Origin of the sequence: Streptomyces calvus (assembly GCF_006782915.1) — a bacterium.
GTDB lineage: Bacteria > Actinomycetota > Actinomycetes > Streptomycetales > Streptomycetaceae > Streptomyces > Streptomyces calvus.
Genome location: NZ_VCNP01000032.1, coordinates 103,275 through 118,164, shown reverse-complemented (window position 1 = coordinate 118,164; position 14,890 = coordinate 103,275). Strand labels below are relative to the sequence as shown.

13 protein-coding genes are annotated in these 14,890 nt (G+C 72.1%); 6 read left to right on the top strand and 7 right to left on the bottom strand.

From position 1 onward, the window contains the following. Positions 1 to 111: 111 nt before the first annotated feature. Complete coding sequence (locus FGW31_RS14440) at positions 112 to 426, bottom strand: AzlD domain-containing protein (protein ID WP_142193814.1); 315 nt, start codon at positions 424 to 426, stop codon at positions 112 to 114. Continuing rightward, entirely contained in the window at positions 423 to 1,145 is a 723-nt protein-coding gene (locus FGW31_RS14435; protein ID WP_142193813.1) for an AzlC family ABC transporter permease, read from the bottom strand. The genes FGW31_RS14440 and FGW31_RS14435 overlap by 4 nt, the downstream gene beginning before the upstream one ends. Before the next feature lie 68 nt (positions 1,146 to 1,213). On the opposite strand from FGW31_RS14435, the gene FGW31_RS14430 reads away from it, so the two are divergent. Next, on the top strand, positions 1,214 to 1,780 hold the full coding sequence (locus FGW31_RS14430) for a helix-turn-helix domain-containing protein (protein WP_142193812.1): 567 nt from the start codon (positions 1,214 to 1,216) through the stop codon (positions 1,778 to 1,780). 124 nt (positions 1,781 to 1,904) lie between these two features. Here FGW31_RS14430 and FGW31_RS14425 read toward each other — a convergent pair whose 3' ends face one another. Beyond that, positions 1,905 to 2,108: a cold-shock protein gene (locus FGW31_RS14425; RefSeq protein WP_004984723.1), complete on the bottom strand. Its 204-nt coding sequence runs from the start codon at positions 2,106 to 2,108 to the stop codon at positions 1,905 to 1,907. A gap of 345 nt (positions 2,109 to 2,453) precedes the next feature. Here FGW31_RS14425 and FGW31_RS14420 point away from each other — a divergent pair, with 345 nt between their 5' ends. The 4 genes from FGW31_RS14420 to FGW31_RS14405 all read left to right on the top strand — a co-directional run bounded on the left by FGW31_RS14420 (position 2,454) and on the right by FGW31_RS14405 (position 12,178). Beyond that, positions 2,454 to 3,302 carry a menaquinone biosynthetic enzyme MqnA/MqnD family protein gene (locus tag FGW31_RS14420; RefSeq protein WP_142193811.1) on the top strand — a complete coding sequence of 283 codons (849 nt, stop codon included), beginning with the start codon at positions 2,454 to 2,456 and terminating at the stop codon, positions 3,300 to 3,302. A gap of 73 nt (positions 3,303 to 3,375) precedes the next feature. After that, on the top strand, positions 3,376 to 5,124 hold the full coding sequence (locus FGW31_RS14415) for a serine/threonine-protein kinase (protein WP_142193810.1): 1,749 nt from the start codon (positions 3,376 to 3,378) through the stop codon (positions 5,122 to 5,124). Positions 5,125 to 5,240: 116 nt separating this feature from the next. Continuing rightward, positions 5,241 to 7,601 (top strand): protein kinase domain-containing protein, encoded by a 2,361-nt coding sequence (locus tag FGW31_RS14410; RefSeq protein ID WP_142193809.1) that lies wholly within the window; start codon positions 5,241 to 5,243, stop codon positions 7,599 to 7,601. Between the two features lie 107 nt (positions 7,602 to 7,708). After that, a complete protein-coding gene (locus FGW31_RS14405) occupies positions 7,709 to 12,178 on the top strand; it encodes an FtsK/SpoIIIE domain-containing protein (RefSeq protein ID WP_142193808.1) in 4,470 nt (1,489 codons plus the stop codon). Positions 12,179 to 12,251: 73 nt separating this feature from the next. Here FGW31_RS14405 and FGW31_RS14400 read toward each other — a convergent pair whose 3' ends face one another. Together FGW31_RS14400 and FGW31_RS14395 are read right to left on the bottom strand one after the other, a co-directional pair. Continuing rightward, positions 12,252 to 12,872, bottom strand: a complete 621-nt coding sequence (locus FGW31_RS14400) for a hypothetical protein (protein WP_142193807.1) — start codon at positions 12,870 to 12,872, stop codon at positions 12,252 to 12,254. A 149-nt stretch (positions 12,873 to 13,021) separates the two neighbouring features. After that, complete coding sequence (locus tag FGW31_RS14395; RefSeq protein ID WP_142193806.1) at positions 13,022 to 13,282, bottom strand: WXG100 family type VII secretion target; 261 nt, start codon at positions 13,280 to 13,282, stop codon at positions 13,022 to 13,024. Positions 13,283 to 13,506: 224 nt separating this feature from the next. Here FGW31_RS14395 and FGW31_RS14390 point away from each other — a divergent pair, with 224 nt between their 5' ends. Further along, positions 13,507 to 13,767: a WXG100 family type VII secretion target gene (locus FGW31_RS14390; protein ID WP_142193805.1), complete on the top strand. Its 261-nt coding sequence runs from the start codon at positions 13,507 to 13,509 to the stop codon at positions 13,765 to 13,767. Between the two features lie 26 nt (positions 13,768 to 13,793). On the opposite strand, the gene FGW31_RS14385 is transcribed toward FGW31_RS14390, so the two are convergent. Both FGW31_RS14385 and FGW31_RS14380 read right to left on the bottom strand, forming a co-directional pair. Next, the gene (locus FGW31_RS14385; protein WP_233288638.1) at positions 13,794 to 14,564 is read right to left on the bottom strand and encodes a hypothetical protein; all 771 of its coding nucleotides are present in this window, start codon (positions 14,562 to 14,564) and stop codon (positions 13,794 to 13,796) included. Next, positions 14,557 to 14,886, bottom strand: coding sequence for a hypothetical protein (locus tag FGW31_RS14380; RefSeq protein ID WP_233288639.1), 330 nt, complete (start codon positions 14,884 to 14,886; stop codon positions 14,557 to 14,559). The genes FGW31_RS14385 and FGW31_RS14380 overlap by 8 nt, the downstream gene beginning before the upstream one ends. Positions 14,887 to 14,890 lie beyond the last annotated feature (4 nt).

Here is a 14,890-nt window from a genome sequence, read left to right as displayed (position 1 = left end):
AACGCGGGGGTCCCGGCTGTGATGGGCGGGAAGCCGCCGGCGGGCCTCGCGTCCACCGACAACGCGGGGCGGCCCGAGCTGCTGCAACTGGCGGGAAGCGACCGGTGGGCCTCAGGCGATCCCGGCCGCCCGCAGGGCCGCCGTCGTGGCCGCCGCGCCGAGGACCACCACCACGAACGGCGCCTTCCGCCAGGCCAGGACCCCGCCCACCAGCACCCCGGCCGGCCGCGCCCACCCCGCGAACCCCCCGCCCTCGGTGAGCGCCCCCGTGGCCAGCAGCGCCACCAGCAGCACCACCGCACCCGCGGTCAGCAGCTCCTGCACCCGGACCGGCAGCTCCACCCGCCCGTGCAGCGCGGGCCCCACCAGCCGGAAGGCGTACGTCCCGGCCGCCAGCACCAGGATCATGGCCACCGTCGCACTCACACCGACCGCCTCCCCGCGCGCCGGCGCCCGCGCCCGTGCAGCACCAGCCCCGCCAGCGCCACCAGCACCGGCACCCCCGCCGGCACCGCCGGGGTCACCGCCAGGGCCAGCGCCGCGCCGGGCAGCGCGGCCCGGCGGATGTCCGCGTCCCCGCGCAGGGACGGCAGCACCAGCGCGACCAGTACGGCCGGGAAGGCCGCGTCCAGCCCGTAGCGCGCGGTGTCGCCCAGCGCGCTGCCGGCCAGCGCACCCGCCAGCACTCCGGTGTTCCACACGGCGAACATCCCGAGCCCCGAGATCCAGAACGCGGCCCGCCGCCGTGCCGGGTCCCGCTGCGCGAGCGTGAAGGCCACCGTCTCGTCGGTGACCAGGTGCGCCCCGACCAGCCGGGCGAGCCGTCCCCGGCCGATGTGCTCGGCGACGGCGAGGCTGAAGGCGGCCGTGCGCGTGTTCAGCAGCAGCCCCGTGGCCGCCGCCGCGACCGGTCCGCCCCCGGCGAGCAGCACGCCCACCGCGCTGAACTGGGCCGACCCCGCGTACACCAGCAGCGACATGACCACCGGCACCCACACCGGCAGTCCGCCGGCGACGGCGATCGCCCCGAACGACACCCCGACCACGCCCCCGGCCAGACAGACCAGGGACACGTCCCGGAACAGCCCGGGATCACAGGAGGAGGCGACGGCGGTGGACGCCGGTGTTCGCTGTACCGAACGCATGTTTTCTACCATGGACAGAAGACCGTCCGTTCGTCAAGACGAACGATCAGACCGCTGGAGCGAACGACATGACCGAAGGCCCTCCGCCCCGCCTCCCCCTCGACTGGATCGCCGCCGCCCTGCGCCGCGAACGCACCCGCGTCGGCCTTTCCTTGTCGGAACTGGCCAAACGCGCCGGAATCGCCAAGTCCACGCTGTCCCAATTGGAGGCGGCGAGCGGAAACCCCAGCATGGAGACCATCTGGGCGCTGGCGGTGGCGCTCGGGGTGCCGTTCAGCGCCCTGGTGGAGCCGCCGGCGCCGGCCGTCCAGGTCATCAGGGCGGGCGAAGGGCCGACCGTCCACTCCGAACAGTCCAGCTACGTCGCCACGCTGCTGTCGGCGAGCCCGCCGGGCGCGCGGCGCGACATCTACGCCGTCGGCCTGGAGCCGGGAAGCGTACGCACCTCGGAGCCGCACATTCCGGGGACCGTGGAGCACATCGTGGTCAGTGCCGGGCGGGTGGAGGCCGGGCCCGTGGGAGAGAGCGTGGAACTCGGCCCGGGGGACTACATGTCGTATCGCGGAGATGTGCCGCACACGTACGAGGCCCGGGAGGCGGGCACGAAATTCGTGCTCATCATGCAGCACGTATGAGAGAAATTCGCCGGAGATTCAACACCGGCGATCGGTGCCGCCGGGGATTCACGAAAGGCAGGAGCCCCGTCGCCGGACGGCGCGGGGCTCCTTGGGTACTGCTAGTCGTTCCCGGATCGGAGGATCAGACCGGGGTGACGTTCTCCGCCTGCGGGCCCTTCGGACCCTGCGTGACGTCGAAGGACACCTGCTGGTTCTCCTCGAGGGACCGGAAGCCGGTCGCGTTGATCGCGGAGTAGTGGACGAAGACGTCGGGGCCGCCGCCTTCCTGGGCGATGAAACCAAAGCCCTTTTCGGCGTTGAACCACTTCACGGTTCCGGTAGCCATAAGCCCTCCTTGGGCCCAAAGGGTTGCCCTGCTCCAGAACCAGCAAGTGTGAAGACCAATTCCGCACAAGTGCATCCGTCTGAGAACGACGAGAGCCCGCGGTCACATGCTCCGCAGGCTCTGTACTGCAAGGGAAACCAAACTGCAACTTGCGAACGAGCCTAGCACGCGGGCGCCCGAATGCAATAGAGGTCAAGATCACTTCACCCGAATGTTTGAACACCCCGCCCGTCACATATGTCCGGCCGGTCCGTCCGTCCCGCAACACCAGCCGTTCGGCCGTACCACCGGTCGTACCAAGGGGCCGGAGCCCGTCCCCCTCCGGGTGAGGGCTAGCCTCACGATGTGGACAATCCTCGCACCCGGCCGCGCGTCGGCCACATCCAGTTCCTGAACTGCCTGCCCCTGTACTGGGGGCTCGCGAGAACGGGCACGCTCCTCGACTTCGAGCTGACGAAGGACACCCCCGAGAAGCTCAGTGAGCAGCTGGTGCAGGGCGACCTCGACATCGGTCCGATCACCCTGGTCGAGTTCCTCAAGCACGCCGACCGACTGGTCGCCTTCCCCGACATCGCCGTCGGCTGCGACGGCCCGGTGATGTCCTGCGTGATCGTCTCGCAGGTCCCGCTGGACCGGCTGGACGGCGCCCGGGTGGCCCTCGGGTCGACCTCCCGCACCTCCGTACGCCTCGCCCAGCTCCTGCTCGCCGAGAAGTACGGCGTCCGGCCCGACTACTACACCTGCCCGCCCGATCTGAGCCTGATGATGCAGGAGGCCGACGCGGCCGTCCTCATCGGCGACGCGGCGCTGCGCGCGAACATGGTCGACGGGCCCCGCTACGGCCTCGACGTGCACGACCTCGGCGCGCTGTGGAAGCAGTGGACGGGCCTGCCGTTCGTCTTCGCGGTGTGGGCGGCCCGGCGCGAGTACGCCGAGCGCGAGCCGGTCATCACCCGCAAGGTGCACGAGGCCTTCCTCGCCTCCCGCAACCTCTCCCTCGACGAGGTCGGCAAGGTCGCCGAGCAGGCCGCCCGCTGGGAGGCGTTCGACGAGGCGACCCTCGCCCAGTACTTCACCACCCTCGACTTCAGCTTCGGCGCCCCGCAGCTGGAGGCGGTCGCGGAGTTCGCCCGCCGGGTCGGACCGACCACCGGGTTCCCCGCGGACGTGAAGGTCGACCTGCTGCGACCGTGAGGCGCGGGCGCTGCGCCCACTACCCTGCTGGAAGGTTCCGGCATCCGGGCGTGACGGGGGAGGGGTGGACGCCATGCGGCCGCTCGACGTGGACGAACCGACGGCCGTGGGCCCCTACCGGCTGCTCGGACGGCTCGGCTCCGGCGGCATGGGCCGCGTCTACCTGGGCCGCAGCGCCGGGGGCCGCACGGTCGCGGTGAAGATCGTGCACCCGCACTTCGCGCTCGACGAGGAGTTCCGCGCCCGCTTCCGGCGCGAGGTCGACGCGGCCCGCCGGGTCGGCGGCGCCTGGACGGCACCCGTCCTGGACGCCGACCCCGACGCACGCGTCCCCTGGGTCGCCACCGCCTACGCGGCCGGCCCCTCCCTCGCCGCGGCCGTCACCGACACCGGCCCACTGCCCGCCCACACCGTGCGGACCCTGGGCGCGGGCCTGGCCGAGGCGCTCGCGGCCGTGCACGAACTGGGCCTGGTGCACCGGGACGTGAAACCGTCCAACGTCCTCCTCACCCTCGACGGCCCGCTCCTGATCGACTTCGGCATCGCCCGCGCCACCGACGGCACGGCATCCCTGACCTCCACCGGCGTCTCGATCGGCTCACCCGGCTACATGTCGCCCGAGCAGATCCTCGGCAAGGGCGTGACGGGCGCGGCGGACGTCTTCTCGCTCGGCGCGGTGCTGACGTACGCGGCGACGGGCCGGCCGCCGTTCCCCGGTGACTCCTCGGCCGCACTGCTCTACAAGGTCGTGCACGAGCCGCCCGAACTGGGCGAACTGACCGGCGGGATACGCGAACTGGCCGAGGCCTGCCTCGACAAGGACCCGTCCGCCCGCCCGGCCCCCGCCGACGTGGCCCGCCGCCTCGCCCCCGAGGGCGCCTCCCGCCTGGTGGCCGGCGGCTGGCTGCCCGGCCCCCTGGTGGAACAGGTCAGCCGCAGCGCCGTCCGCCTCCTGAACCTGGAGACGACCACCGACGGCCCGTCGGGACCGGTGGGCTTCAGCAGCCCTTCGGTGGGGGAGGGGGTGCCGTCGGCCGAGCCGTTCCGGCCGCCGGTGACGCCGGTGACGCCGGTGCCGGGCGGACCGGGCGCCCCGCTCGTTCCCGACCCGCGCGCCGCAACGGAGTACCCTCACCCGCCGACCCAGCCCGCGGCCCCCCGCCCCGAACCCGTCTCCGCACCCGAACCCGGCTCCGCACCCGCACCCGAACCCGTCTTCGCACCCGCACCCGAACCCGTCTCCGCGCCCGGTCCCGGGAGGCTCTCCGTCTCCGTGGCGGCCGCGTCCACACCGGGCCGCGACGGCCGCGGCCGACGCGTGAGCTGCACCGTCGCCCTCGCGGTGGCGGGCGCACTGGCCGCGGTCACCGTCGGGTCGGCCTTCGTACTCGACCTGCTGCCCGGCAACGCGGACGGCCCGTCGGCCTCCGACGGCGGCCACCAGCCCGCGGCGCCGTCCACCGCCGCCGCCGTACCCACCGCGTACCTGGGCACCTGGGAAGGCCAGGCCGCCTCCCGCGACGGCATCTCCATCCCGCTCGGCACGTTCCGGGTGACGGTCGAACAGGCCGAGGTGGGCGAAAAGATCGGCACCCTGCGGCACACCGACATCTTCGGCGGCGTCTGCGACGACGTCCTCACCCTGAAACAGGTCACGAAGAAACAGCTCGTCACCACCTCGGTCGGCGCGAAGAGCAACCGCGACGTCTGCAACCAGGCACGCCACACCGTCCGCCTCACCCCGGTCGGCGACGACCTCCTCTACGAGTCCGACAGCAAGGCCTCCGGCCGCCCCAAGGCCCGCCTGTCGAAGCTCGACTGAGACCCCACGACCGCCGGTCGGCCGTCGCCGCCCGCCACTTACTAATGTGTCTGCGACAGCGAACGGCACCGGGCGTCAGCACCTGCCTCACGGGTGCCACCACGGGGAAGGGCATCATGGAAACACTGCAGCCGGACGATCCTCGCGAACTGGGCAGTTATCGTCTGCTGCGCAGGCTCGGCGCCGGTGGCATGGGGCGTGTCTACCTTGCCCGTTCGCCCGGCGGTCGCACCGTCGCGGTGAAGGTGGTCCGCCCGGATCTCGCGTCGGACGCCGACTTCCGGGCCCGTTTCCGGCACGAGGCGGAGATCGCCAAAGCGGTCTCCGGTCGTTTCACGGCCCCGGTCGTGGACGCCGACCCGGAGGCGGCGCTGCCCTGGCTGGCGACGTCGTACGTGCTCGGTCCCGACCTCACGGACGTCGTCGCCGCGCACGGTGCGCTGCCCGAGCGCACGGTCCGTGCCCTGGCCGCCGGTCTCGCCGCGGCACTGCAGGAGGTCCATGCGGCGGGTCTGGTCCATCGCGACCTCAAACCGTCCAACGTGCTGCTGGCCGCCGACGGCCCCCGCGTCATCGACTTCGGCATCGCCCGCGCCGTCGACGGAAGCCGTATGACGCAGACGGGAGTTGTGGTCGGGTCGCCCGGCTACATGTCGCCGGAACAGGCGCAGGGCCACGACGTCGGTACGGCGGGCGACGTCTTCTCCCTGGGGGCAGTGATTGCGTTCGCGGCGACCGGCCGCGGAGCCTTCGGTGACGGGTCCTCTTCGCACGCGTCGCTGCTCTACCAGGTCGTGCACGGCGAGCCCGATCTGACGGGCGTACCGCAGTCGTTGCTGGGCCTGGTCCGCGCCTGCCTGATGAAGGACCCGGCACAGCGCCCCACGCCGGCGCAGATCGTGGCGTCGCTGGCGCCGCAGGGCGTCGAGCCGGTTCTGCAGGACTGGCTGCCGTCGGCGGTCGCTTCGACCATCGCCACACACGCCGCGGGGATCCTCGACCTCGAAGCCCCCGACTCGGCCCCGGCCGCAGCCGCTTTCGGGCCGGCGCCGACCATCACGGCAGGACCCGCCGCGACGGGTAACGCGGCGCAGACACCCGGCGGTTACCCCAGCGGCCCACCGACCCCCGGCTACGGCAGCGCGCCGACGCCGGGTTACGGCCACCAGCCGGGCGCCCCGACCGCCCCGGCCGGCCCCGCTCACGGCGGACCGGGCACGCCCCTGTCCGGCACGGTGCGGCTCGGCGAGCCGGCCACCGGCCGGTCCCGCCGCCGCGTACTCGGCCTGGCGCTCGGTGCCGCCGCCGGCGTCGCCGCCGTCGGAGGCGGTACGGCCTGGTGGCTCGGGCAGAACGGAAACGGCTCCGACAGCCCGTCCGACGCGGCAGGACGCGGCGGAACGGGCGAGCCGGCCGGGGAGCGGTTCACCACGCCGCCACCCGGCGTCGCGCCCCAGCCCCTGTGGCACAAGACGGCCGCGGAGGACGGCACCAGCCCGCAGGTCCCCCTGCTCACCCACGACGGCCTCCTCCTGGTCAGCGGCGACCCGCTGGTGGCCTACGACGTGAAGACCGGTACGGCACGCTGGTCGAAGAAGGACGCCTGCCGCCCGGGAGAGCCGCTCCTCTTCCGCGGCGGCAAGGTGTACCTGGCGGACGGCGACTACGACGGCGTGCTCGTCGCGCTCGACGTCACGAGCGGCGAGGAGGTCTGGCGGAGCCGCCTGGGCAAGGGCGTCACCGTCGAGTCCACCATCGCCATCGACGACAAGAACGTCTACGTCACGGCGAACGACCACGGCGAGTCCAGGAGCGCCACGCAGTACCGCACGGCCGTCGCCGCCATCAGTCACACCACCGGCAAGAAGGTGTGGCTGCAGAAGCGGGACTGGGGCACCAGGGACTACGACGTCCAGGGCAGTGTCTCCGGCAAGTACCTGGTCTACGCCGACAGCAACGAGAACCTCACGGTGCGGGACACCGCGACCGGCGCACAACTGTGGACCAAGAAGATCGGCGACGACTGGAGTTGGCAGCCCACGATCGCCGGCGGTCTCGTCCTCCTGCCGGGCGAGGAACTGACGGCCGTCGACGCCGACACGGGTGACACCGTCTGGACCCTGTCCCCCGACGGCCGCCGCGGCTTCCGCAATCCCACGGCGATCGACGGCGTGCTGTACGTCAGCGACGACGACGACGGCGTCTGGGCCGTGAACGCCAGGACCGGCCGCCGGAAGTGGCTCTGCGACGACCTGGAGGTCGAAGGCCCGGAGACCTTCCTGCGGGTCGGCTCCTCGCTCTACGGGGCGACCGGCAGCCTGGGCGGAGGCATCGTCGCGCTGGAGGCCGCGAGCGGCACGGTCCGCTGGGTCTACGACGACAACAAGAACAACGGCGAACCGTGGCAGGTGGCCATCTCGGGCAACCGCCTGCTGGCCACCCACGGGCCCGAGGTGTACGCACTGCCGGCCGTCTGACGGCCGGCAGCCGGACGAGGCATCGACCGCATCGGGGACTGTCAGTAGTCTCCGTCAGCTGAAGCGACGAACGCGGCCCCAGGGGCCGACGGGGAGGAAGAACCGCCATGCAGACGCGGGTCACGGTCGTACTGGAAGGCGGTGAGCCGCATGACGTCGTCATCACCACCGAGGACACGGCCACGGCGGGCGACGTCGCCGAGGCGCTGACGACCGCCCTGCGGCAGGCCGGCCGTGCCGTCGGCATGCCCGCGAACGTGGTCGCCATGCCCGGCATGGCGCCGCCGCACACCCACTCGGCGACGGCCGGTGGAACACCGTCCCTGTGGGCCGACGGCAAGCTGTGCGACCCGTCCGCGCCGGCGACGGCCGTCCTGCAGGACGGCATGCGGCTGTCGGTGGACGACTCGATCGGCCCGCTGCTGCGCAAGGGCGAGCCGGTCGGACAGTACGAGCTGAGAGCGGCGGGCGGCCCCTCCTCCGGCCGGGTGATCCGGCTGGGCGTCGGCGCGGCCACCGTCGGCTCGGCCCCCACTTGTACTTTCCCGCTGACGGACGCGTCACTGCCGCCGGTCGCCCTGCGCATCACCATCGACATGAAGGGCGCCGTCACGCTCGCCCCCGAGGGCGGCGCCGATGTACGGCTCGACGACGAGACGGTGACGTCCGGCACGGCCTGGCCACTCGGCGGCGTCGTCCGGGCCGGTGACTCGCTGCTCGTGCTCGACCGGGTGAGCGAGCCGGACGCCCACCTGTCGGCGATGAGCGAGGGCGGTCTCGCCTACAACCGCCCGCCCCGCCTGTCCCCGCTGCGGCCCCGGCGGCGCCTGGTCGTGCCGGTACCGCCGACCAAGGGGGACCGGGCCCGCTTCCAGTTCATCATGGCGTTCATGCCCATGCTGTTCGGCATAGGCATGTACTTCCTCACCAAGCAGATCTACATGCTGCTCTTCTGCCTGATGAGTCCGCTGATGATGGCCGCCCAGTGGATCAGCGAGAACCGCGAGGGCAAGAAGAAGCACAAGACGTCCGTCAAGCAGTACAAGAAGGACCTCGCCGCCCACGAGGCCGAACTCGCCGCCCTCGGCAAGGAGGAGCAGCGCGCCCGGCGCGCCGACAGCCCCGACCCCGCCGAGATCCTGCTGTTCGCCACGGGCCCGCGCCGCCGCCTGTGGGAGCGCCGGCTCACCGACCCGGACGCCCTGCACCTGCGGGTCGGCTCGGGCAACCTCCCCTCCGACGTGGAACTCGTCCTGGGCCGCGGCGGTTCCCTCTACGAGGAGGAGCGGCCGGAGCCCCCCGTCCTGCCGGACGTGCCCGTCACCCTCCCCTTCACCGAGCTGGGAGTGGTCGGCGTCGCCGGCGACCGGGCCCGTGCACTGGCCACCGCACGATGGCTCGGCGTACAGGCGGCGGTACTCCACAGCCCACGGGACCTGTCCCTCGTCTCGCTCGCGTCCACCCCGAACGCCGGTGCCGACTGGCAGTGGGTGCACTGGCTCCCGCACACCAGCCCCGACCAGGGGCAGGACTGCGTCGCTCTGGTCGGGTTCGACTCCGAGGGCATCACCCGACGGGTCAACGAACTGCTCAACGAACTGGCCCGGCGCAAGGCGTCCCGCGAACAGAACAACATGACGGGACAGCTCTACCCGGACCCCAACGTCCTGCTGATCCTCGACGGGGCCCGCCTGCTGCGCCGCGTCCCCGGAGTTCCGCAACTGCTCGCCGAAGGCCCCCAGTACGGCATCCTCGCCCTGTGCATCGACGAGGACGAGCGCCTGCTGCCCGAGGAGTGCCGGGCGGTCGTCGCCTGGTCACCCGACGCCGCGCACCACGTCCGGATCCGCGGCTACGGACTGGAGGCCGCCGGGGACGTCCTGGCCGACCAGGTCACGCCGGAGTGGTGCGAACTGCTCGCCCGCTCCCTCGCACCCGTCCGGGACGTCAGCCGGGACGACGCGGGCAGCGCCCTGCCCACCTCCGCACGGCTGTTGACCCTGCTCGGCATGCCGGACCCGACCGGTGTCGACGTGGAGCGCATCTGGCAGGCCGGCGGCGCCACGACCGCGGCCCCCATCGGTATCGCCGCCGACGGCACCTTCGAGCTCGACATCCGCCGGGACGGGCCGCACGCGCTGGTCGCGGGCACCACAGGCGCGGGCAAGTCCGAACTCCTGCAGACGATCATCGCCTCGCTGGCCGTCGCCAACCGCCCGGACTCCCTGAACTACGTCCTGATCGACTACAAGGGCGGCAGCGCCTTCATGGACTGCGCCCGCCTGCCCCACACGGTCGGCATGGTCAGTGACCTCGACGCCCACCTCACCGAGCGTGCGCTCGCCTCGCTCGCGGCCGAACTGCACCGCCGGGAGAAGATCCTCTTCGACGCCGCGGCCAAGGACATCGAGGACTACAACGACACCCGCAAGCTCCGCCCCGAACTGGAGCCGATGCCCCGACTCGTCCTGGTCATCGACGAGTTCGCGTCCCTGGTCGCCGAACTCCCGGACTTCATCGCCGGTCTGGTCGACATCGCCCGCCGCGGACGCTCCCTCGGCGTCCACCTGATCCTGGCGACCCAGCGGCCCGCCGGCGTGGTCAGCGCGGACATCCGCGCCAACACCAACCTGCGCATCGCGCTGCGCGTGACGGACGCCTCGGAGTCCATCGACGTGATCGAGGCCCCGGACTCGGGCGCCATCGCCAAGTCCACACCGGGCCGCATGTACGTCCGTTCCGGCGCGCAGTCCCTGGTCGGCGTGCAGTCGGCCCGCATCGGTGGCCGCCGTCCCGCAACGGGCGGGACCGGCCCGAAGGCGACGCTGCTGCCCCTGCCCTGGACCGCCTACGGTCGCCCGTTGCCCAAGCGGGCCGAGGCCGAGGACGACGGCACCATGGTCACCGACCTCGCCGTCCTGGTCGACGCGGTGCGGGACGGCGCCCAGCGCATGGGCTTCGGCGAGCAGCGCAGCCCGTGGCTGCCGCCCCTGGCCGAGTCGGTCACGCTGGAGGAACTCGCCGCCTACGGCGCCGGCTCCGCCGACGACCGGCAGGACGTGGCCCCCATCCCCTACGGCCTCATCGACCTGCCGGCGAAGCAGTCCCGAACGCCGCTGGCCCTCGACCTGGTCCACGGCGAGCACACCATGCTGCTCGGCGGTGCCCGCTCAGGCCGCTCGACCGCCCTGCGGACACTGGCGGGATCGCTGGCCCGCACCACGTCCCCGCACGATGTGCATCTCTACGGCATCGACTGCGGCTCGAACGCGCTGCTGCCCCTGATGCGGCTGCCGCACGTGGGTGCCGTGGTGACGCGCGACGAACCGGACCGGGTCCGGCGTCTCATCGAGCGTCTGCTGACGGAGATCGCCCGCCGGCAGCAACTGCTCGCCATGGAGGGCGCGTCCAGCGCCGCCGAACAACGCGCGACAGCAGCCCCGGAGGACCGGCTCCCCTGGATGGTGCTCCTCCTGGACAGCTGGGAGGGCTTCGCCTCCACCTTCGAGAGCTACAACTACGGGCAGTTGCTGGAGTCCGCTCAGCGCATCTTCCGTGAGGGCTCCGCGGTGGGGCTCAAGGTCGTCATGACCGCCGACCGCAGCGGCCTGAGCGGCCATGTCTCGTCCGCCTTCGCCGACCGTCTGGTGCTGCGCTTCGCCGACCCGAACGACTATTCGACGGCAGGGCTCCAGCCCCGCGAGGTCCCGAAGAACATGCCACCGGGGCGCGCCCTGCGCATCACGGACACGGGCGTGGACGAAACCCAGATCGGCCTGCTCACGGCCGACCCCGCCGGCCAGGCGCAGGTGAGGGCGCTGCGCGAGATCGCCGAGGAGGCGGCGGCCCGTCACGGCCGGGTGCCGGCCGGGCGACGCCCGATGCGGGTGGACGCCCTGCCGTCGCGCATCACGGCGTCGGAGGCACTCGCCCTCGACCCCGACTTCGCACCGCCTTCTCCGCTCTGGGCACTCATCGGTGTCGGCGGCGACGAACTCCAGCCGGTCGGCATCGACCTGGAGGAGAACGGGCCGGGCTTCGTCATCGCCGGACCGCCCAAGTCGGGCCGTTCCACCCTCCTGGTGGCCGCCACCGAGACACTGCTGCGCTCGGGCACTCCGGTGCTGCTGGTCGCCCCGCGCCGTTCGCCGCTGCGGGACCTGGAGGGCCGTGAGGGCGTACTGGGCCTGCTGAACGCCGACAGTCGGGAGGACGACCTGGAGGAGCTGGTGGACAAGGCGCCCGACGGCTCGTACGTCGTGGTCGTGGACGACGCCGAACTCCTCTACGACACCCGTCTCGACGAGGCCCTGGAGGCGGTCGTCCGCAAGGGGGCGGACGGCGGGATCGGCCTCATCGCGGCCGGCTCCACCGACAGTCTCTCCGGCCAGTACCGCGGCTTCGCCGTCGAGGCCCGCAAGTCCCGGAACGGCATGCTGCTGACGCCCCAGAGCCCCTCCGAGGGCGAACTCTTCGGCATCCGGCTGCCGTCCAACAGCGGCGGCGGCCCGGCGGGGAGCGGGCTCTTCGTGGCGGGCGGCTCCTTCATGCCGATCCAGGCGGTCATGAACGGCTGACCGACCCGTACGACACGACAACGGGCCCCTGCCACGCCGGCAGGGGCCCGCTGTCATGCCGTGGCCTGCACGGCTAGGACTTGGACAGCCCCTTGCCCTTCGTACGGGGCTGTTCGGGGCTCACGGCGTCTGCGGCGGCAGCGGGCTCGCTCGGCCAGGTGCGAAGAATCCAACGACGGCGGAGCGCCACGGCTGTGGCCAGCGCCAGGCACAGCAGAGCGATGGCCGCGGTGCCGTAGGCGGGCAGATTGGCGGGAGGGTCGGTGACCCAACCGCGCGGCAGGACGCGCGACGGCTCTTCCGGGTCGTACGTCACCAGCAGCGAGTCGCCGGTACGGACGTCGGGGAGCATGCCCGCGTATTCGGACAGCCGGACGCGCGTGCCCTCGTCGGGACCCTGGACGAGGCGTACCTCGACAGACTTGGGCTTGTCATCGACACCGACGACCCGGGCGGCGACGGTGGTGCCGCCGGATCGCAGATCGTCCCGCAAGGAATGTGCCGGGAACCACAGGACTGAGGTCAGCCCGGCGCACACCAGGAACAGACCGGCAAGGGCCAGTACGACGCGCCGCTGCGGAACCACGGGACGCGGTCGGAAGGCGGCGACCCGCGCTGCGGACCGCTGCGCAGCGACCACCTTGGGCGGCAGCCGGTACTGGTCGGAAGGGCGCTTGTTCCTCTTCTTGCCCATCGCTCGGCCACCTCACGAGAACCGTCGCCAACTGTTGTCCTCCCGCTGGACGCGGCATCGCCGACAGCCGTACGCGCGAAGGGCGCCGGGACCGTGCGGTGACGGTTTCCGGCGCCCTGGGCGACTGCACGCTCCGCGTGGCCCTGGAATCAGGTGGCGCGCTCGATGTTGTCGGCGCTCGTGTTCGCGGACTTGCTGGCCTCGTTCAGCGTGTCGACCCACTTCTCGAAGGTCGGCTTCACGTCACGCCAGTCGTCCCGGAACCGGTCGGCCTTCGGGCCCTTCCAGTAGCCGGAGCTGTCAGCGGTCGCCGACTGCAGGTCCTTGATCAGGACCTGGAGGTCGTGCGCCTTGCGGGCGTAGAGCTTCGACAACTCCCGGAGCCGTGTGAGATCTGCACCGCGATCCATGGCGATCCTCCCCGTGTCATCAGGAACAAGCGGACTATCCGTTTGCAACAGTGGACGCTATCGCACCACGCCCAGTTCCTGCCCGGCACCAGGGAAGTTGGGATCGTCCGGTGAACAAGTCGTGTTCAAGCGCGCCGGGCTGGCCGTAGGGGGTGCCGGGGGCCGGGCGACGCATCGGCGGGTGTGACCGTATCCTGGCTGTCGAGACAGTGGGGGAGGCTGCTATGGCAAATCCTGACATTCAGGAACTCAACCAGCGCGCCAGTCAGTTGCGTTCGCTGGCCGACCACATCGACTCACTCGTCGACAGCGCCAAGAACCACAGCACGACCGGCATGAAGAGCTGGTCGGGCCCCAACGCGGACGACGTCCGGGGCAAGCTGAAGGGCTGGCAGACGAAGTGCGGCACGGTGGCCAAGGCCCTGCGTGACGAGGCACAGCAGTGCACCAAGGACGCCAAGGACCTCCAGGACAAGAAGAAGTAGGAACAGCGGGAGCGCCGACCGGTCCGTCACGCACTCGTCCGGGTGAGCCGTACCGCCCGCTCGGTGATCTGCGAGACCTCGAACAGCACACCCGCGAACTCCACCGGGTCACCCACCCGCACGTCCTCGTAGGTCGCGACCGGGACGGCGGCGCAGTTCGCGGCGACGCCGGCCGTTCCGGCGTCCGCGTCGAGGTACGAGACGGTGAGGGACAGGCCCGTCGGGAACCGCTGCACGCCGCCGTTGCCGACGAGGGCCAGCGTTTCGCCCTTCGCCGGGAAACCGTCCGCCGCGGCGGTGAGGACGTCCCGGTTGGTGGTGAAGCACAAGGGGTCGTCCGCGGGTCCGCCCGCCGACTCCATGGACGTGGGCGCCGCAGCGAGCGCGGCCTTGTCCTCGGCGGACTGCGGTTCGAGGACGACGCGGTAGGAGCAGATCTGCCGGACCGTGTAGGCGTGGCCGGAGACGGTGACCTCCGCTCCGGTCTTCACCTTCCACTCACGTTGGCCGGACTCGTGGCGCGCGCCCTCGCGCAGGGTCGCCGTGCGCGTCGTGCCGTCGGCCCGGGCGCCGGCGTACTGCACGCCCGTGTCCCCGGGCAGCCGGAAGCCGCCGCCGCGCAGCACATGCAGCCCGTCCGCCGGCGCCTCGCCCACACACACCGGGCCCTTGTCCCGGGCCGCCTGCGTGGTCGCGGGCGCGGTCGTCGGCTCCTCGCCGCCCCCGCCGGACGACGATCCGCAACCGGCCAGCGCGAGCAGCGCCAGGACAGAGCCCGCGACGCGGTACCTACTCACCGGCCTGTGCACCGGTCTCCTCCTTCATGTCGTCGGGAACGCGCTCCAGGACGACGCGGGTCCGGTACTCGACCTCCGTCACCCGCCACACGTCACCGGTGATCTCCACCTGGCTGCCGGGAACCAACTCGTCGTACTCGGCGACGAGCAGGCCCTCGCAGTTGACCTGGATCCGGCCGTGCACCGACGGCTGGGCGAAGATCGTCGCCACGATGCGGTGCGTACGGCCGTCGTGTTCGACGGTGTACGGGACGTGGTAGCGAAGCACCCAGCGGCCGTCGAACTCGAACGGGTACTTCACCTGCGGACGGTCGGTCGTCACTCCA